The 26,380-nt window shown below is 61.6% G+C and carries 15 protein-coding genes; 7 read left to right on the top strand and 8 right to left on the bottom strand.

Features of this window, described 5'->3' with window-relative positions; genetic code table 11:
• Window positions 1–7: 7 nt before the first annotated feature.
• Window positions 8–1,291, bottom strand: a complete 1,284-nt coding sequence (locus tag N688_RS13310; protein ID WP_052889734.1) for a serine/threonine-protein kinase — start codon at window positions 1,289–1,291, stop codon at window positions 8–10.
• 697 nt (window positions 1,292–1,988) lie between these two features.
• Window positions 1,989–2,942 carry a sigma-70 family RNA polymerase sigma factor gene (locus N688_RS13305; protein ID WP_202901921.1) on the bottom strand — a complete coding sequence of 318 codons (954 nt, stop codon included), beginning with the start codon at window positions 2,940–2,942 and terminating at the stop codon, window positions 1,989–1,991.
• A 773-nt stretch (window positions 2,943–3,715) separates the two neighbouring features.
• On the opposite strand from N688_RS13305, the gene N688_RS13295 reads away from it, so the two are divergent.
• On the top strand, window positions 3,716–5,284 hold the full coding sequence (locus tag N688_RS13295; RefSeq protein WP_052889731.1) for a serine/threonine protein kinase: 1,569 nt from the start codon (window positions 3,716–3,718) through the stop codon (window positions 5,282–5,284).
• Window positions 5,285–5,468: 184 nt separating this feature from the next.
• On the top strand, window positions 5,469–7,778 hold the full coding sequence (locus tag N688_RS13290; protein WP_052891495.1) for a Tex family protein: 2,310 nt from the start codon (window positions 5,469–5,471) through the stop codon (window positions 7,776–7,778).
• A 318-nt stretch (window positions 7,779–8,096) separates the two neighbouring features.
• Here N688_RS13290 and N688_RS13285 read toward each other — a convergent pair whose 3' ends face one another.
• Window positions 8,097–10,643 (bottom strand): ATP-binding protein, encoded by a 2,547-nt coding sequence (locus N688_RS13285; protein ID WP_052889730.1) that lies wholly within the window; start codon window positions 10,641–10,643, stop codon window positions 8,097–8,099.
• 337 nt (window positions 10,644–10,980) lie between these two features.
• On the bottom strand, window positions 10,981–11,961 hold the full coding sequence (locus N688_RS13280) for a quinone oxidoreductase family protein (RefSeq protein WP_052889729.1): 981 nt from the start codon (window positions 11,959–11,961) through the stop codon (window positions 10,981–10,983).
• 767 nt (window positions 11,962–12,728) lie between these two features.
• On the opposite strand from N688_RS13280, the gene ftsH reads away from it, so the two are divergent.
• Entirely contained in the window at window positions 12,729–15,077 is a 2,349-nt protein-coding gene (ftsH, locus tag N688_RS23795; protein WP_156025417.1) for an ATP-dependent zinc metalloprotease FtsH, read from the top strand.
• A gap of 57 nt (window positions 15,078–15,134) precedes the next feature.
• Here ftsH and N688_RS13265 read toward each other — a convergent pair whose 3' ends face one another.
• Window positions 15,135–17,450: an MGH1-like glycoside hydrolase domain-containing protein gene (locus tag N688_RS13265; RefSeq protein ID WP_052889726.1), complete on the bottom strand. Its 2,316-nt coding sequence runs from the start codon at window positions 17,448–17,450 to the stop codon at window positions 15,135–15,137.
• A 239-nt stretch (window positions 17,451–17,689) separates the two neighbouring features.
• Here N688_RS13265 and N688_RS13260 point away from each other — a divergent pair, with 239 nt between their 5' ends.
• Window positions 17,690–18,253 carry a YceI family protein gene (locus N688_RS13260; protein ID WP_052889725.1) on the top strand — a complete coding sequence of 188 codons (564 nt, stop codon included), beginning with the start codon at window positions 17,690–17,692 and terminating at the stop codon, window positions 18,251–18,253.
• A 207-nt stretch (window positions 18,254–18,460) separates the two neighbouring features.
• Here N688_RS13260 and N688_RS13255 read toward each other — a convergent pair whose 3' ends face one another.
• The 3 genes from N688_RS13255 to N688_RS13245 form a co-directional block, all read right to left on the bottom strand.
• Window positions 18,461–19,180, bottom strand: a complete 720-nt coding sequence (locus N688_RS13255; RefSeq protein WP_052889724.1) for a CAP domain-containing protein — start codon at window positions 19,178–19,180, stop codon at window positions 18,461–18,463.
• 162 nt (window positions 19,181–19,342) lie between these two features.
• Window positions 19,343–20,272 carry a PP2C family protein-serine/threonine phosphatase gene (locus tag N688_RS13250; RefSeq protein ID WP_052889723.1) on the bottom strand — a complete coding sequence of 310 codons (930 nt, stop codon included), beginning with the start codon at window positions 20,270–20,272 and terminating at the stop codon, window positions 19,343–19,345.
• A gap of 351 nt (window positions 20,273–20,623) precedes the next feature.
• Window positions 20,624–21,418: a type 1 glutamine amidotransferase gene (locus tag N688_RS13245; RefSeq protein WP_052889722.1), complete on the bottom strand. Its 795-nt coding sequence runs from the start codon at window positions 21,416–21,418 to the stop codon at window positions 20,624–20,626.
• A gap of 359 nt (window positions 21,419–21,777) precedes the next feature.
• On the opposite strand from N688_RS13245, the gene N688_RS13240 reads away from it, so the two are divergent.
• From N688_RS13240 to N688_RS13230, 3 genes are all read left to right on the top strand, one after another.
• Window positions 21,778–22,614 carry an SGNH/GDSL hydrolase family protein gene (locus tag N688_RS13240; RefSeq protein ID WP_052889721.1) on the top strand — a complete coding sequence of 279 codons (837 nt, stop codon included), beginning with the start codon at window positions 21,778–21,780 and terminating at the stop codon, window positions 22,612–22,614.
• 516 nt (window positions 22,615–23,130) lie between these two features.
• Window positions 23,131–23,919 (top strand): response regulator, encoded by a 789-nt coding sequence (locus N688_RS13235; protein WP_052889720.1) that lies wholly within the window; start codon window positions 23,131–23,133, stop codon window positions 23,917–23,919.
• Window positions 23,920–23,955: 36 nt separating this feature from the next.
• Window positions 23,956–26,355 carry a sensor histidine kinase gene (locus N688_RS13230; protein ID WP_156025415.1) on the top strand — a complete coding sequence of 800 codons (2,400 nt, stop codon included), beginning with the start codon at window positions 23,956–23,958 and terminating at the stop codon, window positions 26,353–26,355.
• Window positions 26,356–26,380: the final 25 nt, after the last annotated feature.

Raw genomic sequence — 26,380 nt, 5'->3', positions numbered from 1 at the left:
AGTCCAACTAGCCGCTGTGGGCATAGCCATCGCCGGAAGGCATAGCAGGACCTGGCTCCTGCTCACCTCTGCTTGAGCGCCCAAGCAAACGCTGGAAGTGCTGCCAGAGGCCAGCCTTTTCCGACTGATCGTCTGGCGGTAGCAGCTCGCTCTCAGGCGCGCCTCTGCTTGGGACAGACCCCGGACCGGCGGAGCCTGGAGCGTGGGGAGGCTGCTCCAGCCAAGAGGCATAGCCAGGACCGCCGGGCCATGCTGCCGTCCTGCCTGGCTCCCCTGACCCGGGCTGACCGTGAGAGGACTCCGGCGGGAACGGCGTTGCTGAGCGCTGGGCCCGCCACTCGCTGAATGATGGTCGCTGCTCGGCCAGGCGCGGTCGGCGTGGCGGCTGCACGACGAAGGCCCGCGGATTGGTCGGCGGTAGAGGGGAGAGCGGCCCCCCATTTGTGGAGACAGGAGGCTCCTCGGCCCTCAGATTTAAGGCGCGCAGCTCCTGGGCCATCTGCCGTGCCTGCTCGTAGCGCTGTGTTCGATCGCGGGCCAGGGCCTTGAGAATAATCTCTTCCAGGCCTGGGGCGAGCTGAGGATTCAGCCAGGACGGTGGGCGCAGCTGACCGCTCGTGATGGCCTGGGTCACCTCCGGCAACGTGCGCCCATTGAAAGGGCGCTGCCCGGTCACCATCTCGTAGAGCACCACGCCGAGGGCATAAATATCGCTGCGGTTGTCGAGCGGCTGGCCCCAGATCTGTTCTGGGGAGGCGTAGTAGATACTGCCGACCAGCGTCCGGGCCACCGTAATGCGTTGCAGCCCTGGCGCGCGCGCCAGCCCGAAATCCATCACCTTGATCTTCCCCCAGCGATCCAGCATCAAGTTTTCTGGCTTGATGTCGCGGTGAATTACATTGCGCTCGCTGTAGGCGCAGTCGAGCGCCTCGGCGATCTGCGCCGCATACTCGGCGGCCAGATACTGGGGGATTTGGCCATCCAGGCGTAGCAGGCTACCCAGCGTTGGCCCCTGGACGTACTCCATCACAAAGTAGAGGACGCCCTTTTGCTCACCGGCATCGTAGATCTGCACGATGTTGGGGTGATTCAGCCCGGCGATGATGCGGGCCTCACGGATGAAGCGCGCGACGTACGATGTGTCTTTGGCCAGGGCATGAGGCAGAATCTTAATGGCGACATCACGGCCAAGCGCGAATTGCTTGCCGCGGTACACCATCCCCATCGAACCACGCCCTATTTCTTCTTCCAACAGGTAGCCACCCAGACTCTGTCCTGCCAGTTCATTCATGTGCGTGAACGCACTGGCCCCTTCCCGTGCGACGCCCTATAAGGCGGAGAGGCCAGTGCCCCCTCCATTTCTGCGTTCCTGCAATGACCCTCATCCTCTCGCTGAACCCCAGCCTGGTGACCACAGCCTGCAAGACCGGCCCGGGCCTGCTGCCAGGCCGCCCGCTGGTCCGTCAGGAGAGAAAGGGCCTGTCTCACCTGCCCAGCGGGGGAAGAGCGCTCGCCTGCAACTGATCTGCCGGGCGCTCTTCCCCGCTTTCTCCATGATAACATGGCGGCGGTACCGACGTAATTATTTACGTTCTTCAACGGGGGAGCATCTACAGGGAGGCGAGAATGTGCCCCAAAAGTCATGTCCTCACTGTTCGGTTGTGTAACAACAGAATTGTTTCTATTCACCTATCTTTCTTCTTGTCGCGGAGGGAGGTCCGACGACGAGGTGGCGAGGACGTGGGGGCGAAAGCGCGAGGGCAGAACAGGCGGTGATTGTGCTCATATCGTAGGGGCGCGTGGGCGCTCTCCTGTCCTGCCCTGTTTCTGCTCGCCGTTCGTGGGCGGGGAGAAGAGGGGCAAGGCAAGCCGCTGATAGCCGGCCTGCGCGCTGCTGACCGGTCTCTCTGTCTGCCTGCCGGAGCCGGCCCCGAGGCGAGCTTCATTCTGGCCTGGAACCTGTTGCGAGCCGGCCAGCGTCGTCGCGCTCAGTCAAGGTAATCTTTCAAGTAACGACTGGCCTGGGGATGGCGCAGCTTGCGGATTGCTCGCTCCTCAATCTGGCGAACTCTCTCGCGAGTGACTTTCAGCTTGCGGCCTACCTCTTCAAGCGTGTGGTCATGGTCGTCGATGAGGCCGAAGCGGAGTTCGATCACCTGGCGCTCGCGGGTCGTGAGCTGGTTCAGCACCTTCCGAATCTCTTCACGCAGCAGCTGCTGATTGGTAACCTCCATAGGCCCCCGCTCGCGAGCGTCCTCGATGATATCGCCCAGCGTGTTCTCTTCCTCATCGGAGAGAGGCGCATCCAGCGAGAAGACCTTTTCTGCCCAGATCAGAAGCTCGTTGACGCGCTCTGGACTCATGCCGAGCCGCTCACCAATGCTCTCGGGCGAAGGCTCCCTTCCCATCTCCTGGTAGAGCTGGCGCATGATGCGCTTGACGCGCATGACCTCCTCCATAATGTAGACCGGCAGGCGGACTACGCGCGTTCCCTCCAGAATCGCTCGCGTGATTGCCTGCTTAATCCACCAGGTGGCGTATGTGGAGAAACGGAAGCCCTTCTTGTAGTCGAACTTTGTGACAGCGCGAATAAGGCCGATATTGCCCTCGCCAATCAGGTCCTCCAGGGAGAGCCCTTGGCCTACGTACTTCTTAGCGATGCTGACCACCAGGCGAAGGTTAGCCATGATGAGCTGGTTGCGTGCATCGCTATCTCCCCGTTCAGCACGCTCGGCCAGTTCGGCCTCACGCGCTGGAGTCAGCAGGGGGATGCGAGAGATCTCACGGAGGTAGAGGCGCAGGCTATCGCTCTGCGCTAGCGAGGTCAGGTCCGCATCCTCATCCTGCTCAGGCTCCGGCTCCGGTTCCGGCTCCGGCACTGGTATGAGTTCGCGTTCTGGCTCGGTCGGCTTATCGGCGTCGAACATCACTTTTCGTTCCAAGTACCTGCTCTTGTCTCCCTACCCAGGGCAGGGAGCGGTATCATCCTCTGTTATGGTCGGCCTGCTGGATCGCCGCACGAGTGACAGGCAGTTGCTTCCTCTTGCAAAGGAAGTCAACATGCTGCAACTCTAGCTACTCTGTTCTTATTGTACGAGCGTCCACCGCATCTGGTGAACTGTCTGCCTGCTCCGGTTCTCTTCCCAAGGCTACTGCTGTCATGTTCTCCTGCTTTCGAAGCCATGCCTTAGCTCTCCTGGTCCCTCAGCCCAGTCCCGGAACAGGCTCCTTTTCCTGCCAGATCGGTTGAGCATGGCCTCATTGTACCATACTGGTACACGATTGCAAGCCGGACCCTTGCTTGCAATCTCCGTTTATTTATAACATCGCTCTGCGGAGCGTTATTCTCTCCAGTATAGCACGAGGGCTGCGCAGATGAAATGCTCTCTTGCAGAGGCAATCAGCAGGGGGGCATGGCTCTCTACTCTGTTGGGAGTCGGTGGGTGGGTGGGTGGCTGTCGATGGCGTGGTGTTCCGTTGCCCGGAGTTCCTGCTTTCCTCTGGGTGTGGCCCTTGCGCTGTGGCTGCTGGTGTACAATAAAATGGGGAATCTGAAGTTACTGGCTAGCCAGTGTGGCTCTTCTGGGCTGCTACTGGCGCTGGGTGGGGCAGCACCTGACGGAACGGAAGAGGATGGGAAGCTGGCCCGAGGCCTGAGCGAGCTAATCCTGTCGACCATCTGCTGCTGAGTGTTGCCCGGGAGAAGGACCGTGAGATGACTTTTCCCCTGCCTTTGAAATCTGGGACGGTCGTCGGAGGCCACTATATTATCGATGGCCTGATTAACCGTGGTGGCTTTGGCTCGGTCTACCGCGGTATTGATACCAGCGAAGGCGATCGTCCTTGTGCTATCAAAGAGACCTACGATGTCACCCCGGCGGCGCGACGTCAGGCGCTGATGGAGGCGGGCATTCTTTTTACCATTAAGAGCAAGCATCTCCCGCAGGTCTATGATGCCTTCGAGGAGGGGGGCCGCTTCTACCTGGTGATGCAGCTGATTGAGGGCCAGAACCTGCTCCAGCTGATGCAGGCCCGCGGCTCTCCCTGCCGTGAGCAGGAGGTGCTCGTCTGGTTCCTGCCCATTATGCAGGTACTGCAGGAGCTCCATAGCCGGACGCCGGCGGTGGTTCATCGCGATATCAAGCCGGCCAATATTATTCTGACGGTCGAGGGCTATGCTGTTCTGGTCGATTTCGGCGTCACCAAGCTCTACGATCCTGCCAGCGCCAGCCAGACCATGATCAAAGCGGTCACTGAGGGATTCAGCCCGCTGGAGCAGTACACAGGCACGACAACGCCCCAGTCGGATATCTATGCACTGGCGGCGACCATGTATTATCTGTTGACGGCGACCAGGCCTCCTTCGGCGATCAGTCGCAGTTTGCGAGAAACGCTGCAGCCGCCAAGCCTGTTGAATCCGCAGATTTCACCGCGTGTCGAGCAAGCCCTGCTGAAGGGTCTGGCCCTCAATCCAGAGGGACGTTTTCGCTCTATGCGCGAGTTCGCCGAGGCGCTTCAAGGCAGGGGCGTCTTTATGGGGCACGCTGAGCCGACGGTGCGTGTGATAGGGGGGCCACTGGCCGGCCCAGGGCCGGGAGTGCGGCCCGGAGCAGGCGCGGCTCCGGCGATGGTAGTTAAGGGGCCATCAGGGCCGCGACCGTTGTCTTATCCGGTCTCGCCGGCTTCGCCTGCTGGACCGGGGCGGCCATCTGCAGGTCAGAGGGCCCAGGTGATCATGGTGCCTCCACAGTCGCTGCGCCCGTTGCCCAGTCCCTTCGGACAGGGCTGCCTCTGGGGCCTGCTACAGGGGGTTGGCTCGGCGCTTTTGGTGCTGCTCCTGCGTACGCAAGAGGCTCTGTTGTTGTCCTTGGTGGTGGGCTGGCTGTGCTATCTGCTGGCAGGCTTTATGAGCACACGTCGCGGTGGCAGTTCGCTGCGTGGGGCCCGGGCTGGTTTCTGGGCGGGGATCTGCAGTACGGTGATGTTCTGGCTCGTCTTCGGCTGTGGCCTGCTGATCATCGTCGTCCAGCGTCTCCAGAGCGAGCTGCAGCGCGCTAATCAGCCGGGGCTGCCTCTGCAGATAGGGCGCGAGCTGACGCGCATTGTCCACCAGGTGGCGCCCTGGCTCTTCTCGCTTCCTGCGGCGGGGAACGGTTCCAATGTTCCTGGCCCTCTCCTCTACCTTGGCGGGGGCCTGCTGCTGGCGATGGTGCTCGGCTGGGTGGGGGGGCTGCTCGGGAGGCGCGTTTTCCTCAGTAGCCGCTGGGCGGGCGGGGGTGCCTAGTGGCTGCCAGGCCCCTGGTAGATGAGGAAGGGGTGGACAAAGGGCCTGGAGAGGCTGGCCTGACGCCGGGGCTATGGTATCATAGGCGCGGGTTGCTCCTCCCGGAGCCGGCTTAACCCATTCTGAAGAACACGAGCACAGACAGAAGGTGGCACGTATTCTGGTGAATGTGAATGATGCAAGCATGACACAGAGCGCAGACGAGGAGATTCTTCCCGTTTCCGAGCTGGCGCGCCTGCTGAGCGCCGAGCTGCAGCTTTCCAGCGAGCAGATTGCGCGCACCCTCGCTTTGCTGGACGAAGGCAACACCATCCCCTTCATCGCTCGCTATCGCAAGGAGGTGACGGGCAGCCTTGACGAGGTCCAGATCCAGGCTATTGCCGATCGCGCGGCAGCCCTGCGCGCCCTCTTTGAGCGCAAGGCCGATGTGCGCCGTTTGATCGCAGCTCAGGGGAAGCTCACGCCAGAGCTGGAGGCGGCCATCATGGCAGCCCGCACCCTCCAGGAAGTAGAGGACCTCTATCTCCCTTACCGACCGAAGCGCAAAACTCGGGCCAGTGTGGCGCGCGAGAAGGGACTGCTTCCGCTGGCCGAGCTGATTCTGCAGCAACCAGAGCTCGCGGGCGATCCAGCCACAGTGCTGGAGGAGCAGGCCCGCCCCGTCCTTGATCCCGAGAAGGGGGTCGAGACGGCCCTGGAAGCCTATGCGGGAGCGCGGGATATTGTGGCGGAAATCGTCGCCGAAGATGCCAATGTGCGCGGTGCTGTTCGCGCGCTTTTCTTCCAGCAGGCCACGGTCAGCGCTCGCCCCGTTGATCCCGAGGCCCTGGCCGAGAAAGATCCCAAGGGCACCTACCGTATCTATTATGACTTTCACGAGGGCGTCGAGCGGATGGTTCCGCATCGCGTCCTTGCGCTCAACCGCGCGGAGCGCGAGGAGGTGCTGCGTGTCAGCGTGACGCTCGACTACGAACAGGCCCGGCCCGCTATCACGGCCCACTATCCCATCAAAGAGACCTCGCCCTTTGCCGCTCAGCTCGCTCAGGCCATCGAAGATGGCTACAAACGCCTGCTGGCTCCAGCGATGGAGCGCGAGGTGCGCGTTGAGCTGACCCGCAAGGCCGAGGAGCATGCCATCGGGATCTTCGCAGCCAACCTGCGCCATCTGCTGCTGCAGCCGCCACTGCGTGGTTACAAGGTACTGGGTATTGACCCGGGCTATCGCACTGGCTGCAAGCTGGCCGTCGTCGACGAGACCGGCAAGTACCTGACCTCGGATACCATCTACCTCCATCAGGAGGAGAGAGCCAGGCAGACGCTGCGCCGCCTGATCGCTGAGCACGATCTGAAGGTGATTGCCATAGGCAATGGCACGGCCTCGCGTGAGACGGAGCAGCTGGTGGCGGAATTGATTCGCGCGCTGGAGGAAGAGACAGGTCGCCGTGGTGAGATCGGTTATGTGATCGTCAATGAGGCCGGAGCCTCGGTCTATTCGGCCTCCGAGATCGCACGCCAGGAATTCCCAACGCTGGACGCAACCCAGCGCGGTACCATTTCAATCGCGCGCCGTCTTCAGGACCCGCTGGCGGAGCTGGTCAAGATCGATCCACGCGCGCTGGGCGTTGGTCTCTATCAACACGATGTTGACCAAAAAGCCCTGGCCGAGATGCTGGAGCGGGTGGTTGTCTCCTGCGTCAACTTTGCGGGCGTCGAGCTGAATTCGGCTTCGGCTGCGCTGCTCAGGCATGTTGCGGGCATTAACAGCCGTGTTGCCACTGCGATTGTCAAATACCGCGAGGAGCACGGCCCATTCCGCTCGCGTGAGGAGTTACTGAAGGTTCCTGGCCTGGGACCGGCCACCTTTACCCAGGCCGCTGGATTCCTCAAGATCGCTAATGGCGTCGAAATGCTTGATAATACCTTTATTCATCCCGAGAGCTATCCGGCGGCCCGGGCCTTGTTGGCGATGCTGCCCGAAGGCTCGGATGGGGGACTTAAACCGGCGGAGCGCGTCGTCCAATTCCGACGCCTGGTCAAGCTCCAAAGCACGTTGGGCCGCAGTCGGCGGCGACATGGCCAGGATGGGGAGCTGGATGGCGAACAGGCTGCCTGGTCTGACATTGCGCGCAAGATCGGCGTAGGGCTGCCGACGCTGCTGGATATTTTGGAGAATCTGGAGAAACCGGGCCTTGACCCGCGCGATGAGCTACCGCCTCCCATTCTGCGCCACGATGTCCTGAAGCTGGAGGATCTCAAGCCGGGTATGGTCCTTCAAGGCACCGTGCGCAATGTAGTCGACTTCGGCGCCTTTGTGGACATTGGGGTCAAGCGCGATGGCCTGGTCCATATTTCAGAGCTGGCCGATCGCTATGTGCGCGATCCTCTGGCCGTCGTGGCCGTCGGGCAGGTGGTTCAGGTGCGTGTCCTGGCCGTCGACCTGCAGCGCGAGCAGATCCAGCTCAGCATGCGTGGCCTGGGCGCCAGTGGGCGCTGACTGGTTCTCCAGCGTGCCCTTGATTAGTCCCCGGCCTGGCTCAGGGGAAGCCATATTCCGCGCTGTGGCTCACCTTCGTCGATGGGCCTGGGAAGCCGGTGGAGGCGGCCAGTGGAATGGTAGGATTACGCGCCCTTTCCGCGTTGGCGAGCGGCATTTCTGCTGCAGGCCGCGCTCGCGTCGCCTATAGTAAGACTTGGAGTCGGCTGCTGAGGAGCGCGACCCCTCGCAGGCACCAGCGAGGGCCAGGCTCCTTAGCAGCCGCCTGCGTTTTGGGCTTTAACCTGCTTGTCTGCCTGAATGCCCTGCACTCTGGCCTTAATCGCCCTGTTGCAGCGGGTGTGTCGGTCTGGTGGCCAGCCGTGTTTCATCGCCTGTGAGACGTTGGAGCAGGGTCAGGCCCTTCTGGTAGAGGAAGCTGGCCCCGAGGCGGTCAGCCTCCTGGATGGCGCGCAGGGCATAGAGATGCGCCTGCTCCCAGGCTCCCTGTCGCCAGGCAAAGTCGGCCTCGTCGAGGACGAGAGCCGGAACAAAGTAAGGATCAAGGTAATCGCTGGCCAGAGCGATCAGCTGCTCAAGCGTGGTCCGCGCCCCGCTCTGGTCGCCTTGCGTGTGGCAGAGCAGAAGCTGGATCTCCAGGCGCAGCGCACGGTCATAGGGAAGGGTGAGCTGCTGCTCCTGAGAGAGCGAGAGATGCCTGGCGTGGCGCAGCGCCTGTGTGGCCTCTTGCTGGCGGCTCTGACGATAGGCATAACGTCCCTGCAGCTTCAGTGCTTCAATCGTGCCGCGCACGTCGCCGCACTCCTGACAGATGCGGAGAAAAATATTAATATAACGCTGCGCAAGTGCCAGATCCCCTTCGCTACTGGCCAGGGCGGCCTGATAAAAGCGGGAGCGGGCCAGGTAGCTACGGGGATGGCTGCCCTGCTTGAGGGCGGGCAGCGGCTGCCCCGCCTGAAGAGCTTGCTGGGCCACCTGGAGGCTCTCCTCGAAGCGCTGATGGGCCTGCTGCAAATGGCCGTGATAGAAGTGGAGAGCGCCGAGACGCTGGAGGAAGCAGGAGAGCGAGAACAGGTCTCCTAAGCGCTGGCTGACCTCAATACCACGCAGCAGAAGCGGCTCGCTCTCGCTCAGCGGGACATGCGCGAGCAGACCGAGTAGCGCCTGCAGCAGCTGGAGAAAGATCCTATCCTGACCACTCTGGTACGCCTGAGAAAGGGTCAGAAGTAGCTCGGCCTGGTGCTTCTTTAAGACCGGGATGTTGTGTTGCTGCTCGGTGGCGAGGGTCAACAAAGCGGCCTGCTGACGCTGCTGCTCTTCCTGGACATAGGCGCGTAGCAAGGGATGGACCCGATAGCGTTGCTCTTGGGGGCCATCGCAGCTCGCTGCTTTGTTCTCCATCTCTGAATGAAGATCGAGCAGCGAGCTGCGCACCAGACGCGCCAGGTGGGCGGCAGTGCTGGCCAGCGTGCGTTGTGGTGAACTGGCAGGCTCGGCGCTGAACGTCTGACCAGACTGGGGTCCACCGCTTGGGCTCGTCCCTGTACAGCGTTGTTGCCAGTCAGCCGCCTCAGCCAGGCTAAAGGGTCTGGCCAGCAGTGGGACAAGCTGCAGCAGTAGCTCTCTTGTCTCCTGGGGCAGCGTGGCCAGTGCCTCGGCAATCAGGCGACGTAGCTCACCCTCGCTATCCAGCAGAGCATCAAGCGGATGGAGTGAGAGGCGCTCAGCCAGCAGCTCGCAGGAGATCCCGGCGCCGACCGCCGTAGCGGCCAGCTCGATGGCGCGTGGGAGGCCGCCGACGGCGCCGCAGATCTGCTCTGCAGCCAGCAGCTCGCTGGCGCTCAAGGCCGAGGTACTGCGACCCAGGAGAGTCAAGAAGAGGGAGAGGGCATCCGCCGGAGCCAGCGGCTCCAGATGGTAGTGATGGGTGGGCAAAGCAGTCGCAGACGGCATGATACGACTGATGACCAGCATACTGCTACCGGTGAGATACTCGTAGCTCGCGCTCAGGCGCTCCCCCTGATGGCTACTGCAGGTCAGCAGGGCCTCAGCGGCCTGCCACAACGGGAACGGCGAATCCAAATCATCCAGCAAGAGCAGCGCGCGCTTCCCTGCGAGTCGTGTGCGCACCTGGTCGAGCAGGGCAGTCATCTCGGCCTCGGAACAGCTGGTCTGGCCCAACGTCGGCCCCGAAGGGAGCGCGAGCGCCCCACTAGCCTGCTCTGGCTGGCGCTGGCTCATGCTGAGAAGAGCGAGCAGGCGTTGCAACAGGGCGCGAAGGCCGGGCAGGCCCTGGTAACCCCGCGCGCTCAGGGCCACGATGCCATCGGGGAAACAGCGCCGGTAGCGGTTGGCATCAGTGGCCAGTGAATGGGCCAGCTCGGCGGCGAGGGCGCTCTTACCGACGCCGGGCATGCCGCTGATGATATAGATGCCTGGCCCCTCATCGCGGAGAGCATGGAGAAGATGCTGCAGCTCGCGCTGGCGGCCAATCAAGCGAGTAGGACGGGGAGGGAGCAACACGAGGCCTGGCGAGGAGGGTCCTCCCAATTGCTCGGTGAGGGTAGCCAGCAGCTCCGTTTCCTGGGGACTGAGATCGTGCAGGCCGGCGGCCCGTTGATAGAGCTGCACATCCCGCGGGGTTCGACAGAGCAGGGCAGCCAAGGCAAGAACGCGCTGCCGGGTCTTCCCGCGGAAAGGATAGTGGAGATGGCCGGCCTCCAGCCGCGCCAGAAAATCCTCGGAGATGCCGAGGGCGCGCAGTGCCGGGTCCTGGCGGATCGTCTCGATCAAGGCACGCTGACTGTGCCAGCCGCAGAGGCGCCGTCGTTTACTAAACCATTGGCCGAACTGGAAGGCGTCCATCCTCTAGACCTCTGTTCCTGCTTCCCAGTGATGAAGTGAATGGCCAGCCTGGTGAGGCTCTCCGGCGGCCACCATTGCCTGCAAGGAGCGCTGCCCTGGTCAGGTCCCCTGAGTGGCAGCCGGAGGCTGGATTGTTTGCTTGTTTGATTGCTCGACGAGAGCCAATGCTCAGCGCGAGCGACTGAGGCCACCATTAGTAGAAACGCCTGGCAGGCTCCAGTGTTGCAAAGACTGGCCCAAGCGGCCCTGGCGGCGGACGGGAAAGAAGGTCTCCAAAGCCAGGGCCGCTGTTCATCAAGTAGAAAGCGTTCCTCCGTAGGAAGGATTCGCAGCAGGGTTACAGAGGTTCTACTGTCAGGACAACTTTCCCGGTGGTACGTCGCTCAGCAATAGCCCGGTGGGCGTTAGCGGCTTCTTCAAGGGGAAATGTCTGCCCGACAAAGATCGTCAGCTGACCAGCAGCCAGGTAGCGAGTCAGCTCCTGCATCGCGAAAGCAATCTGCTGTGGACGGCTGAGCCAGGCACTCAGCCAGTAGCCGATAATCTCCTGGTTTTTATACATCAGCTGGATACCACTGAACTGAACGATCTGTCCGCTGGCAGCCCCAAAGACGACCATCCGGCCAAAGGGGGCCAGACACCGCAGACTCTGCTCCGCAATCGAGCCACCGACCATCTCGAGCAGCACATCGACGCCACGCCCGCCCGTGGCCTGCTTGACCTGCTCCGTCCAGTTCTCCTGGCTGTAGTTGATGGCCCAATCGGCTCCCAGGCGCCGGATATACTCCAGTTTTTCCTCGCTGCTCGCCGTGCCAATGACCTGGCCAGCTCCCAGCAGATGGGCGAGTTGCACAGCAAAGGTGCCTACGCCTCCAGCAGCAGCGTGCACCAGCACGCTTTCACCCGCTTGCAGGCGAGCTGAATCGTGCAGCAGCTGATAAGCGGTCACCCCCTGGACCGGCAGGGCGGCAGCCCGCACGAAATCGAGGGACTCCGGAATCGGAAAGACCGTCTCAGCCCTGGCAGTGGCATATTCAGCGTAGCCACCAGTGGCAAAGGCGGCCACGCGCGTGCCCGGGGCAGGTGCGGTGACGCCCTCACCCAGAGCCACCACTGTGCCAGCAACCTCGAAGCCGAGCGTGGTTGGCGTGCGTGTGCGTGTCAGGTAGGTGCCCTGACGCTGAGCCAGATCGGCATAATTTACCCCGGCAGCCGCCACTTTGATCAACACTTCGCCCTGCCGCGGCTGCGGCGTCTCCATCTCTTCCAAATGCAAGACCTCTGGTCCGCCAGTTTCGTTGATGCGGATCGCTTTCATGGTTCCAGATGTCTCCTTCTCTTTCCTGGCCTATCAGAGTGATTCCTGGCATAACCAGCCAGGGAGCTTGCTCACTTGTGCGCCTGCGCTCCTGTTCACTCTGGCCGCCTTTGACCAGCCCGCATACGCACAAGGGAGCGGCGCTTCTGATTCTATCCCATGCAAGGAGACGCTGCGCCAGAAATAGACAGGGCAGAGTGGTTGGCGATGGGACGATCCTCCTCCTGATGGACCGAAGGAGAAATTTTCCAGATACCAGAGGTCCCTGGCTGGCTCGTTTATAACGAAAAAGAGAGGAAGGACCAGAGAGTACCTGGCCTGCTCTCTGGGGCCGGAGTAGGAAGCAGATAAGCTGGCCCCCAGGTGCGAGCCGCGGGCCCAAGGGCTTCCAAGGGGGGCCGATGCCCCAGTAAGCGAGAGTAAAGAGACATCTTGATACGTAATGGCAAGGAGAGAAACGATTTGCTATAATATTCACTAAGAAGAAAGTACTAAAGATCCACCACCTCTCTGAGGAAGGCGGGGAGAAGCAGTACAATCTTCACGTGTCCGACATAGGGCGAGAGCACTCATACGGTCTTCATCTCCTGGACGGGTTGGCCTCTTCCCTGCATTATACTCATGGCAGGAAAGAAAAAGGCGTAACATAGCAATTGAAACATTGGCAGACATGAAATGAACTATGAAGGACACGGAAGGCTGCGAGCATCTTCTGCAAAAGATCCTCATTTGATTGCTTGCGGGCCTTTCTCAGGTGAGGTGAAGGAATGGAAGAAAAGGGTGGTCGCCATGCGCGCTGGTGGCAACGGGCATGGCGGCGCAATGGTGTGAGGAGTAGGAGAAGCAATCGGCTGAAATGGCTGTCATGGATACAGGCGCGGCGCAGTGGGCTGTTGACGGGGGCCCTTGTGCTGGCTTTAGTCCTGCTGCTCTTTGGATTGGCCAGCCAGCTCCAGCCGCCGACGACCAGCACGGCACCGAGCGGCGTGACGGTGTTGAGCTATAGCGCTTTCGTGAACCAGGTCAAGGCGGGCAAGGTGCTGGCAGTCGTGCTGCAAGATCGCTCGATGTATGGCTTGCTGGCCTCTGCTTCAACGCCTGCCGGGCAGTCCCCTTCCTCGCAAGCTCTGGCGACCGAGGCGAGAGCCTGGAGCCGCTCGATCAGTGCCAGCGCCAATTATTCGACTTGGGCCGGTGCCCAGACGCAGGCGCAGACTTTCGATCCTGCCCGGCAGCTCTATACGCGCCTGCCTGCTGAGGGAGATCCTCTGCTCATGCCTCTTCTGAATGAGAAACATGTTTTTGTGACGATATTACCCCCGGCCTCTAATCCTTTATGGCTGCAGCTGCTTTGGCACCTGTTGCCCATTGTCGTCATTGGGCTGGTTCTCACTCTAATGACTTTCTCGCTGCGCAATCCGCGCCCGCTGCGTGCTCTCGACGAGCGCATCGCGCGTATGAGTCGGAGCCGGGCGCGCCGTTTCGAAAAGCAGCCGGGCACGGCGGAGCGCAAGACGGAAGGCCCGGCCCGGGGGAGCAATGGCGGCTCGCTGGCCGAGGTCAGTGGTGGAGGAAACAATGGCCTGGCGGGGCGTATGGGGCAGGCGCGAGTGAAAACGGCTCCCCCAGTTACCTTTGCCGATGTCGCTGGCATCGATGAGGTGCGTGCCGAGCTAGAAGAAATTGTTGAGTTCCTGCGCTCGCCGGAGCGTTTCAAGCGCCTGGGGGCTCGCATCCCACGGGGTGCCCTCCTGGTTGGGCCACCGGGGACGGGCAAAACGCTGCTCGCGAAAGCGGTTGCGGGCGAGGCTGGAGTTCCTTTCTTCAGCATCAGCGCCTCCGAATTTGTGGAGATGTTTGTTGGCGTTGGTGCCAGTCGAGTGCGCGACCTCTTTGCCGAAGCTCGCAAGTCGGCCCCGTGTGTCATCTTCATTGATGAGATTGATGCTGTCGGGCGCAAGCGAGGGGCGCGCGTCTTCAGCAATGAGGAGCGTGATCAGACCCTCAACCAGTTGCTGGTCGAGCTGGATGGTTTTAGCGAGCGTGAAGCGGTGATCGTGCTGGCGGCCACCAACCGGGTGGATATTCTGGATCGCGCCTTGCTGCGTCCGGGGCGTTTTGACCGCACTATTACGGTCTCCCTACCCGATCGGGCCGGGCGGCAGGCCATTCTGGCGGTTCATACCCGTCAAACGCCGCTGGATGAGGATGTCGATCTGGAGCGTCTGGCGCGCCTGACGACGGGCATGAGTGGGGCTGACCTGGCCAATCTGGTCAATGAGGCGGCGCTGATTGCTGCGCGCCGCGACCTGGAGGCGGTGACCCAGACCTGCTTTGAAGAAGCGCTGGCCCGGGTCCAGCTCGGAATTTTGCGTCCGCTCGTGATGAGCGAGCGGGAGCGGCGTGTGATCGCCTATCACGAAGGGGGCCATGCCCTGGTCGCCTACCATCTGCCGGAGGCAGACCGCGTCAATTGCGTAACGATTCTGCCGCGGGGTCAGAGTCTGGGTGTAACTCAGTTTGTCTCCGAAGAGGATCGCTACAACTATAGCCGTGAGCGGCTGATGGCGCGCATCGCTGTTGGTCTGGGAGGACGGGTCGCTGAGGAGCTGATCTTTGGTCCCGAACATGTGACGACGGGCGCTGAGAACGACCTGCAGGTGGTGACGGATCTGGCGCGTCGCATGGTCACTCGCTGGGGGATGAGCGAGCAGGTCGGAGTAATTTTCGCCGATTACGCTGCCGAGGAGGCCAGTCCCGTGCTGTCAGCGGTCTCCGCACAAGCGACAGGGGCGGCGCTGACCCTGGATGGGTCCCCGTTGGGATCGGCATCGGCCAGCGCTCACTTGCTGCCGGCTTATGCTGCAACAGCGACCCTGGCGCGGGTGCAGGCTGCGGGGACCGGTCTGGGGCGTGGCTTCGGCGCGATCAGTACCTCGCTGGCCGCTCTCATCGATGCCGAGGTGCAGCGCATTCTGAGCGAGGGCCGCGAGCTGGCTCGCTCGATCTTGAGCACGCATTGTGATCAGCTGCATCGGCTGGCCGCGACGCTGCTGGAGCGGGAGCATCTCAATCGCACTGAGTTTGAGGCCCTGCTGCAGGAAGCAGAGGTCTAGTGGCGGCAGCAGGCGACTGTCCGCGCGGGGTCTCGCCAGGGCCAGAGAGCAAGGGAGTCAGGAAGAACTGAGCTGGATGAGGCGACCCTCTCCCCAGCGTCCTTCCCACTCCCAGTGCGCGGCGGTGCCGCGGTCCTCGCTCGCCGTCAGGTCAAAGTGGTAGTGATGGTCATCGACCACAGAGCAGGCAGCCTGCAGCGCGAAGGAACCCCACTGGATCGGGCCCACGTGATAGCGGCTGCCGGGTTGGCGCAGAGCGCGGGGCAGCATGGGTTGCACTGTAAGCTGACCCGCCTCTTCTTCGCGCAGACCGAAGAGGTAGCGTAGCAAGAGATGCAGGCCCAAGGCGCCCCAGCCGTAGCCTTCAATGCCAGCCGTGACGTACTCTGGCGCGGTGCCGTGCCAGCGCACCTGGCGATATTCGCGAGTGACCCCTGGTAAACCTTCTTCGGGGCTGAAGGTGCGCCGGTCGAGATGGCGGTAGCCGTCAGCGATGAACTGGGCGGCGAGTTCGGCGGCCACCTCTGGCTGGCCGGCAGCGTCAGCGGCACCGATGACGGTCAATGCCACTGGGGGCCAGCAGAGGGGAGCCCAGCCTCCGCTGTGAGTAGGAGGATGGCGCAGGGCTTCCTGCAGCTGCTCGCTCTGACCCCAGCCAGCCACGCCACAAAAGACGGGAGCCAGGTGCATGGCGTCCCGTTCGCTCGACCATTGTTGGCGTTGGGAGTCGTAGTCTCGGAACCAGCCACGCTGCCACATACGCCGCGTCTTGACCGTGAATTCATCGGCGATGGCTTGCCACCAGGAGGCCTCAGCCTGCCACTCCTCGCGGCTGAGAAGCGGGCCGGCAGAGGCCTGGCCTGACCCATCCACCTCCTCTTGAGCCAGGAGCGTGGCCCAGCGTGCCACAATGGCTGCGCTCTGAGCCATGCTGGCCTGCAGATCCACCGGGCGCACATGCTGAATAAGCGTCCCCCCGGTTTGCTGCGGTCCAAAGCGGCTCGACACATCCTGACCGCTCTCCCAGGAGCAGGCGTAGACCAGCCAGCCGTCGGCATCACGGCGGTGCTCCAGCCACCAGCGCAGATAGGCGGCGGCAGCGGGATAGAGGCGCCGGAGCCAGGTCCGGTTACCGCTGCGTCGGAAGAGCAGATCGCAGCAATAGAGGGGATAGCCCCACTCCGGAGCGGTCCCGCAGATCTGCCCATCGTCGGCTACCATATTGTAGCTACCGTCCTCACGCATACAGGGAAGATTGGCGTGGGGAGCCTCCGTAAAGTGGGTCAAGAGCACCTCCTCAGCCAACTCGGGCGCCGCGTAACTGAGAGCCAGCGCATCCAGGGCGGCCTCGGCCAAGACCAGACGCGGAGCCTGAACTTGCATGCCGTCCCAGGCACCCTTGAGCAGACCGCAGGGAGGGCGAATCACCATGCGCAAGGTTTCCTGATCATAGACGAAGCCGCGGCGCCAGGTCGCTGGCCAGTCGCCCGACAGCTGGGGCGCCCGTGTCCAGAATGCCTCGTCCTCTTGCTCTCGCTCCCTCAAGGCCGCTTGGAAGTTCGCCTGAGCCTCGCGCCAGCGGCGGTAGCTCTGGTCAAGCGAGACCCCGCGCGCCAGCAAGAGCAGCAGGCGGCGCTCCTCACCATCTGCCGTCAGCTCCACGGTGCAGGGCAGCGTCAGCGTGCGCACCTGCCAGCCCGTCTCGGGGTCCGCCTGCGTCACCGTTGGAGGGGCCACTGCCGCCCCACGTAGTTGAGCGGCCAGTTCGACCTGAGAGACGGTGTAGATTGCCTTCCCTGGCTGCGGCGCAGAACCATCGTCGACAGCTACCCAACCGTGAATGAAGACGTCACCCTCGCTGGCTATGCCTAACATGGCCAGATTGCCACCAGGCAGGGCGCGCCCGTAGAGACCGTGCTCCCATAGACGACTTGTAAAGGGATTGTGCGTGTGCTCGTGCTGGACGTAGCAGGTCACGCGCAGTCTCGACTCACCAGTGGCCGTCAACGAAAGTAAGCAGCCAAGCACGTGCTCCTCAACCAGAAAGTAGACAGCGTGTACCAGCAGATTGTGTGATGGGACAATACAATTGTAGGCGAAGCGATTCTTCGTATGGAGAGGACTATTGAGGGCGCAGCCCTGACGCTGGAAATCTTCCGGCGTAATCAGCAAGAGGTCATCGTCGAGGCGCAGCCCAATATTCAGGTGAGCACTGTATTGAAACTGGTTGCGCACATAGCTGCCCAGGTTGGGGACGTGCCAGCCCATGCCAAGCGGCGGACGACTGCGAAGCACACCGCTCGGATTCAGCTTCCAACTATGGAAAGGATTGTCTAGATAGCCATGCGGCGTAAAATCATCGCGCGGAATCATCGGCACCCGGCCCTTTCCTTCTCATGCTCGCCGGCTGAAGCCCTCAGCCTACTCTCTCTTCTGCTCTGCTCCTCATGATAGCCCGCCAACTGTCGCCCGGCAAGCCCCAGCCAATGACTTCCACACTCCATCTTGACAAAGACCTCGCCTTTCTCTATACTTTTCCGTAGTTACTATACTAATATTAGTAACTATTATTGAGTTGTTAGCTGTTCTTCTTTGAGAAGGGGAGGCCAGCCATGCCCTGGCGCATCGACCCGGCGCACACCAGCATCGAATTCAGTGCCAAGCACATGATGATCACCACCGTGCGGGGTCGCTTCAAGCAATGGTCGGGAACCATTGAGTTTGACGAGGCCCATCCCGAAGCGACGCGGGTCGCCGTCGAAATTGAGGCTACCAGTCTTGATAGTAACCAGCCGCAACGCGACGCCCATCTCAAATCTGCCGACTTCCTCGATGTGGAGCATTACCCCACCATCACCTTCACCAGCGCGCGCCTTGAACCCCTCAGCGACACCAGCGGCAAGCTCTACGGTGACCTCACCATTCGGGGTGTCACCCGGCCCATTGTCCTCGATGTCACTCTGGAAGGCCGCTCGCGTGACTGGCAAGGCAAGAGGCGCCTGGGCTTCACGGCCACCACCTCGCTCAACCGCAAAGACTGGGGACTCAACTGGAATGTGGCCCTTGAAGCTGGCGGCTGGCTTGTCAGCGACCGCATCGACATTCAGATTGAGGCCCAGCTCATCGAAGAGGAGGATGCGGCCAGCCAGGCCCAGGCCGCTGGCACGCAGGGATAGAAGAGAAGCAGGGAGCAGGCAGAGAGGGACCGGACCATACAGGAGGGCTGCAGCCGGCAAGAGGTCGCTGCTCTGCCTGCTCCGCGGCAGTCACAAGGGAAGGCGAAAGCGGAGGAGGGGAAGGAGGAAAGACGGAAAGCGGTCCACCGCTGGCTCTCGTCTGCCGGACTTCAGCCCCAGGCCCTGCAAGACAGGTTCGAGTCAGCCCTAGCTAACGAAGTCCTCTGTGAACCAGACCCAGCCCGAAGGATCGACGTAGACCCCGATTCCCACGCGGTGTAATGTCGTGCTAAAGAGATGGATGTGGTGCCAGCCCGTCGCCGGCTCATTCGCCATGCTTTCCTGGACCTGATAGACATTGGTCCAGGCAGGATTGGAGGGGCCGGCCAGACCGATATTCTCGCCGCAATCGCTGAAGCTGAAGCCTTCATTGGCGATGCGTGTACACTGAGGCAGGCCATCGGGGCAGGTGTGACTAAAGCCACAGTGGTACATATTCCAACTATGCAAGCGGGCGCCAGCAGCTAACGTCGCGTTCCAGGTATAGGGGTAGAGGCCCTGAGCTGCTCGATCGCTGTTGATCTGCTCGAAGAGCTTTTGAGTCAGGTATTGCTCCAGATCTGTGAGAGGAGGAGGGGGGCCATAGGGAGCGGAAGCACTGGCCAGGGGGGTTGCCTGGGTGCCGCTTGCCCTCGTAGCGGTGGGTCGAGGCGTGGGGGTGAGATGCTGACTGGGAATCAGCACCGTGGGTGTTGGCGTTGCCAGTCGCTCCAAATTGGTGAGGGCTCCACTGCCGAGAGGGGCGTGGACCGCGTCGCGTTCAGGCTGAGAGCGACTGCTGCTGCTTCCACTGCTCGCGCAGGCGGGCAGCAACAACAGCAGCACAAAGAGACTGATCACCTTGAACGTCAGCCGATCTCTTCTCATGCTGAGCAGCAGCTCTCGATCTTACTAGAAAGCCTTGAAACAGGGAACAGTGTAGCATACCGGCGCAATTGATAGGCACATTGACAAATACGTCTGGTACTTTTTGGGGGAAGCTGCTCGTGTACAGCGAGAGAAGAGGTGGTTATCCTTCCAAGAGAAGATCTAGAAGCGACAGGTCACAACAACGGCGGTGATGTCATCGGGTTTCGCCCGAATCGTCATATGGCGCTCCTCGCGCGAGCGTTCTAGCGAGCGTTCAACCAGGAGACGAGCCACCGAAGAGCGGGGGCCAGCCTTGAGCAAAGTTGCGATCTCCTCATCGGTCAAATTATCGTGGATGCCGTCGGTGCAGAAGAGCACGCGGTCGCCTGGAGCAATCGTCGTCTGGTCCACGTGAATAGTCGGGGGGAGAGGGCCACCGAGGGCCTGAGTAATGCCGCCGCGCCAGCGGAAGTAGTTCAGCTCTAGATCCGAGAGATCCTCGAAGCGCATCGCCTGATCGATGCGCAGAGCATCGCTATCCCTGAGCACCTTATTTTCCACCAGCTTTCCCAGCAGGCCGTCGTCGGTTGTCAGGCGGCGGAGGGGTTCGCCGGGTCGGAGCAGATAGATGCGGCTGTCGCCGACGTGGGCATAGAAGAGCAAGGCGCCGGGGGCATTAGAGAGGGGGCAAAAGACGCCGAGAGCGACTGTTGTCGCCAGGTCGTCGGTTCCGGCCAGCTGGGCGCCTTCCGTGCGGATCAGCTCGTCAGCTTCTTCCAGCACCTCGCGTAAGTAGCGGCCAAGTTCTTGATGGTGGTCTCCCTGCTGATCCAGCAAGAGGCCGCTGGGGTAACGCTGTTGCAGGCGGCGCATCACTGTTTTCCAGCCCTGATGCGTACAGCGGGCTGCGATGCGGGCGGCGATTTCACCGGCGGCGCTGCCGCCGACGCCATCGAAGACAGCGGCCAGGCCGGTTGAAGCATCAGAGATAAAGCTATCCTCGTTATGCTCTGGGTGCCTCTCACAGGGGATGCTACAGGCAGAAAAGACAAAGCGAGATGGTTCAGAGGCGACGCTGGCCTGACGCCGGCGGCCTCTTGCATGCGGCATTGTAATCAATGACTCCTTCAGCTCCACTCCACGGCTTGGTCTTGACATAGCAATACAGACCAGGACAGGACACGCCTGGTACAGGTATAGTAGCGTGCTTGACTGCGCGCTTGAGTCGCCACCTGGCACGGGCTCTGGACCTGGAGTGCCGCGCGACAGGCTAGCTCTGCTCGGGGCCTGGCCGTGCCGATAAACGGCGACCGATCCCTCGCAGTGGGCGAGGAAAACATCCAACCCCGCCAGGCGAGGAATAGCGAGGGAAATTGTCCCTTGATCGCGCTTACGCTAATTATAGTATGCCATCCCTGTCTGGTCAACTGCTTACGCAAATACGAGACAGAAACGCACCAACTACCGGCCCTGCTCGCTCACAGCAGGAGGCCCTGGCAGAAGCCCGGCCAGGCGCAGAAAGTTTTCAAAAACCAGGCGCGTATGCTGGCGGTAGAGCAGATAGAAGCGGGCACGTTCCTGCTCCAGACGCTCGATAGCGTCTGGACCCAGGAGCGAGATGATTTCCTCGCGATAGTCAGGGGTATAGAGCCACGTGTCCAGCATCGCGGGCGTCAGCTCAATATGGTACTGCAACCCGTAAGCGCAGCGCCCATAGCGGAAAGCCTGATGAGGCGTGGACGGGCTGGTAGCCAACAGCACGGCGCCTGCAGGCAGTCCGAAGACATCCTCATGCCAGTGGATCACCTGCTGATAGCCCGGCAATCCCTTAAAGAGCGGGTCGCGCTGCCCGGCCTCGGTCAATTCTACCTGGTAGAAGCCCAGTTCCACAAAATCGTGTCGTTTGACCTCCGCTCCCAGTACATTCGCAAGCAATTGTCCTCCCAGGCAAATACCGAGGAAGGGAATGTCCTGCTCAACTGCCTGGCGAATCAGGGCCTGCTCCTGGAGGAGATAGGGGTAGCGCTCTTCCTCGCCCACGTGCTGAGGGCCGCCCAGCACAAGGAGAGCACTGTAGTCGCCGAGATGATTCGGCAGGGGACCCCGCTCGGCGTGCACAGTATCGCAGGCGATGCCGTGCTCCGCGAGGATCTCGCCAAGGGAGCCGGGAGGGTCATCCCAGATCTGTTGAATAGCTAAAACGCGCGGCGAGCGGCCCTGCTGCTGCATTTGTTCCGTCTGCTGCGTCTGCTCCATACCCGCCTTTCCTGTCTCATAACCTCAAGCTCTCCCCATCGACTGGGGGAAGAAAAAGAGCGCGACCCGGTCTCTTGCTCCTGCCCAGTCTGGCTTCGCCGAGACCTGCCGCTTGCTTTCTCTGAAGACTATAGCTGAGAAGACGGCCCGGGTCAAGGTCTGGCCGAACCCGCTGCGCCGAGGGCCGCCCCTGCCTGCCTCTCGGCTGGCGCTGTCGCTGCCTGCCAGAGAACAAACAGTTGTTTTACCATGTAATGTCTTGTATTATTTTGTTTCAGATTGTATACTATGTAACAGGGGTGTGTGCTTTTCCTCACTGCTTGCTGCAACGTTAGCCCTGACACCAAAGGGGGTCATGTATGGGTAAACGCATACCTTCCTGCTGCCGCCTGGTGCTACCCTTCGTCCTGACCGTGCTACTCCTCTTTATTCTTGCCCCTGATGTGCGTGCAGCTCAGGCCCAGGGCGTGAAGCTGGTCGGTCCAAAGAAGTACTACCTTGTCCTGGGAAACTCCCTCGCTTTCGGCTTCCAGCCTGACCTTGACTTCACGCATGGCTACAGCAACTACTTTTTCCAGGATCTGAAGGCGCATGGCACAACCAACATGGTCAACCTGGCCTGTCCGGGCGAGACCAGCGTCACCTTCCTCAACGGCAAATGTCCTTTTCCCCTCCTGCGCAAGTATCCCTACGTTGGTTCGCAGCTGAATGCTGCCCTCAATTTCCTGCGGGCCCATCCGGGCCAGGTCAGCCCTGTGACCCTGGACATCGGGGCCAATGATGTCCTGCCTTATCTGAACTCGCAGACCTGTGCGATCGATACCACCGGCAGCACGAGTGCCTTGCAGACGCTGGACTATAATCTGCGCCAGGTGATTCTGCCCCAGCTGCGGGCGGCTCTGACGGTGAACGGGCAGGTGACGGGCGATTTGCTCGTGATGAACTATTACAATCCCTATCAGAACATCTGCCCCAACACAGTGCCCTATACTCAGCAGCTCAATGAGCATCTGGCGAGCGATGTCCAGGGCTTTGGCGTGCTCGTCGATGTCTTTTCTGCCTTTGGGGGGGCTGCTGTCCCCAATAACAACATCTGTAGCTATACCTGGATGTGCAGTGTCTTCCACGACATCCATGCAAAGGACAAGGGCTACCAGGTGATTGCCCAGGCTTTTGAGCAGACCGCTGGCTACTAGGGTTGGCGAACGTTAGTCGCTCAGATCAATCAAGGGCGGCAGTGGCTGAGGCGACGCTGCCACGTCCGTTCAGCCTCTGCCCCTCTGGCCCGTTGGCTTCTCCTCTGTTGAGCTGCTGAGGAGAAGCTAGACAGGGGTGGTGATGGTGGTGGCGAGTGCGCTCTCCAGGCCTCATCTGCTGACAGGTGGGTCGACAGCCTGTTGCATTTCCCTGCGAGGAAGGGACACCCCCGGCTGTCGGCCCGTCTGCTGTCTGGCCCTCCTGTGCTCGCTGCTCTCCTCATCTCACCTGCCTCCCGGGACGGGAGGTTCTGCTCTCTCGGGACAGCAGCGGTGTATAATAAAGGCGCGCACTGTTCCCTGGCGTCGGGCTGGAACGTTCTAGTCTGCAGGAAGATGGGGAAGGTGCGGCTCTGGCCTGGCGCCTGATCCGAGTGGCAAGGTGCTGTTGCTCTGTGCTCTGGTGCTCCCAACTGCTCCCAACGGACCAAAAGGAGGGCTGTTCCCGTTCCGGCTATGGATGCTCCGATGAAGTTGCTGCTGGTCGATGATCACGGCCCCTTACGCAAGGCTCTGCGTGAGGGCCTTGAGGCGACGGGGGCTGTCCAGGTGGTTGGCGAGGCGGCCACGGGACGTGAGGCCGTGGCGCGCGCTTGCGAGCTGGATATGGATGTGATCCTCATGGATGTCCAGCTGCGCGACCCTGCCCTGGGGCGCAAGGCCATGAGCGGCGTGGCGGCGGCGGTCGCTATTCGCCGTGAGCGTCCCCGCATGCCGGTGGTCTTCTATTCGATTCAGGATGACGATGAGTATTATCGCGAGTTTCGCGCTTCTGGTATTCTAACACACTACGCTTACGTTCGTAAAAGCAATTATCTGCTGCCGAGCATGCTGGTGCCGCTGCTGCGGGATGCGATCAGTGGTCGCAGCTTCGTTGATCCCGAGATCGAGGACCGTGTGCAGGAAGTGCGCAGCCTGGATGAGCAGTCGCCGCGCGCCTTGTTGGAGCCGAACGAGCTGCGTGTTGCCGAGCTGCTGGCGCAGGGCATGACCAATGAGCAGATTGCGGCCCGTCTGAATCTGCACGATAAGCGCGCGGTGAGCCGCACCAATGGACGCATTTATGCCGCCTGGGGCTTGAGCGAGTCAGCGGTTGATGAGAAGGTGGCGCGCGCGCGGGCGACGCTGATCTACACGCTTAATCGCATGATTATCTGGGACGAGCAGGGCGTCGCCTACGTGCAGAATCGCCGGGGCGAGTGGGTGCCCTTCTATGCCAGCGAGGGAGAGGAAGCCCCTTCTTAGCTGGGCCGGCCAGTCGATCTGCCTGTCGTGAGGGAAATGATGGCTCTTGAGATACTGCTTGCTCCGGTCACCTTGCTGGGCACGTTGACGCTGGCGGTCTCGATCTTTAATCTGGTGACCTTCCTCTGGCTGGCGAGTACGGTCTGGCTGAACGGCGATCACCGGGCCCGTATCACGCTCTGGGGCGTGGTGGGCCTGGCGCTGAGTGCGCTCTTTTTCTTTGTGCATGCACTGCTGATTACGCTGCCGCTGGATCAGTCGACTCTGCGCCCTCTGCTCAATCTTCTCTGGCAGGCCGCCTGGTTCCCGGCGCTCTGGGTCCCCTATATCTGGTTCGCTATCGGCCTCCACTATGCCTCTCTGATCAACGCCGGCTGGCGACGGCGCATTCCCTGGTTACTGGCTCTAGGGGCCGTGCTCGGGACAGCGCTGCTCTTGCTATTGTTGCTCAATCGCCGGACCTTTACCTTTGTGGAAACATTGCAGCTGTTGGCCTATAGCATGCCCCCTCCCAGTGCTGGTCGGGCATGGATTTCTCCACTCTTCCTGCTACCGCTTCTTTTCCTGGTCTATGTGGCATTCTGTGCCATCGGTCCCTGGTTTACTTCCAGTCGCATTCAACAGGTGGTGGTGGCCGGCGTGCGGGCTGTCGGGATGAGCCTGCGCGCGCGCAAGAGGGGAGGAGCCCGGCCTTCGTTGCGGCGGGCCCTGTTAGAAGCCTTCTGGGATGATCCCACGGAGGTCGAATTGTTAGAGGAGCCGCAGCTCTCCTGGCACCTGGCGCGCCCGGCCTTGCTGCTGGCGGCCTTGCTGATGGTGGCCCTGACTATTGGCCTGGGCCTGGCCGGGCTCTGGTCGATGCTCCGCTGGCTGGGACGTGGGGCGCCGCTGCTGGCCGTACCGCCTTTACGGACCATTCCCCCGAGCCTGCTCGTGCTTGATCTGCTTGCCAACCTGGTTGTGGCTTTGATCATTCTGGTTATTGGCTACTCGATTGTCCGTCATGGTATCTTGATCGAACGCCCACTGGCGCGGCGAGGCTTCTTTGAGCAGTGGCGCGGCATTGTCATTGTGGCGACGGCGGTGGCGCTCTTTATCGCCCTCCTGGTTTCGCTGACACATAGTAGCCTGGGCGGGCTGCTCTGCATTACCTGCCTGGCGACAGTGGCCTACGCTCTCTTTACCTGGAGTAGCTACCAGGCCCATGATCGCTATATTGCCTTACTGGGCCGCTTTTTGAGTAGTACGAGCCTGCGCCACTGGCTGAATACGAGTGCGGAGAAGAGTGAGTTCGAGCTGGAGAACCTCTTTTTCTCGCTGTGCCAGAGTGTCCTGGCGGTCCGCTGCGCTCGCCTGGTGATTCTGGCCGGCCCGATGCGGCGTACTTTTAGCTATCGCTGGCCGGCTGACGCCCGCTTCAATGGAACGGAGCTGCCACGTCGCGGCGAAGGACTGGCTTCCGCTGAGACGGATGCCCTGGTAAGGCTGGTACCGCGCCGCCCCCCTGGTGGGCGTGGGGCCGGTACGCCGCTGGCTTATCGCTTGCGCCTGCGCCTGGCAAGCGGCGAGCCGCTGGTCTGCTGGGTGATGCCTCTCTACGATGAGCGCGGGCTGGTGGCGACCCTCTTTTTGGGACCGCGCGAGGATGGTGGAACTTTCACCAAGGAGGATATGAATCTGGCTCAGGCTTGTGGGCAGCGCATTCTCGATACGATCGGCGATCATGAGGCCATGCAGGCCGTCGCGGCTTTGCTGCGCCGTCGTATTGTCGATGTGAAGCTGCTGGGCGCTCAGCAGCGGCGAATTTTGCATGATGAGATTCTGCCTCAGATGCATCTGGCGCTGCTGCGTCTGGAGACGCTGCGTCTGGGGGCGCGCCAGGGTGGTCAGGAAGGGGCCCCCACGGCCCTCGAGGAGGCGGTTGGGCTGGTGAGTAGTGCCCATCGTCAGTTGGCGGCCCTGATGCGCGCGACGACGCCCGGTGCACCCTATCGTCTGGAGCGCGAGGGCTTGGTCCAGGCCATTCGGACGATGCTAGAGCAGGATTTTCATGATGCCTTCGATGAGATCTGCTGGCAGGTGAATGAAGAGACTGCGGCGCACATCGATGAGGTAACACCGCCTGCCATTGCTGAGCTGATCTTTGCCGCTGTGCAGGAGGCGCTACGCAATGCCGCTCGCCATGCCCGCGGCAGCGATCTCCATCGCCGCCTGCGCCTGACGCTGCAGGCGCGCTGTGATCCCGATCTGGAGGTGATCGTGGCCGATGATGGCGTGGGTATTGCTGCCGCCGACGCGGCTACCAGTGGTACTGGCGGCGGCCTGCTAACCCATAGTGCCCTCTTGGCTATTGCTGGCGGCAGTCTGACGATTAAGAGTGGTCCAGAGGAGGGCGTGGCGGTGCGTATCTACCTGCCCGCCGAAGCCCTCCTCTGAGATCCTGCTCTCCCGTTTATTGCTG

The sequence above is a fragment of the Thermogemmatispora carboxidivorans genome (assembly GCF_000702505.1).
Taxonomy (GTDB): Bacteria; Chloroflexota; Ktedonobacteria; order Ktedonobacterales; family Ktedonobacteraceae; genus Thermogemmatispora; species Thermogemmatispora carboxidivorans.
This window is presented reverse-complemented; position numbering and strand designations above follow the sequence as displayed.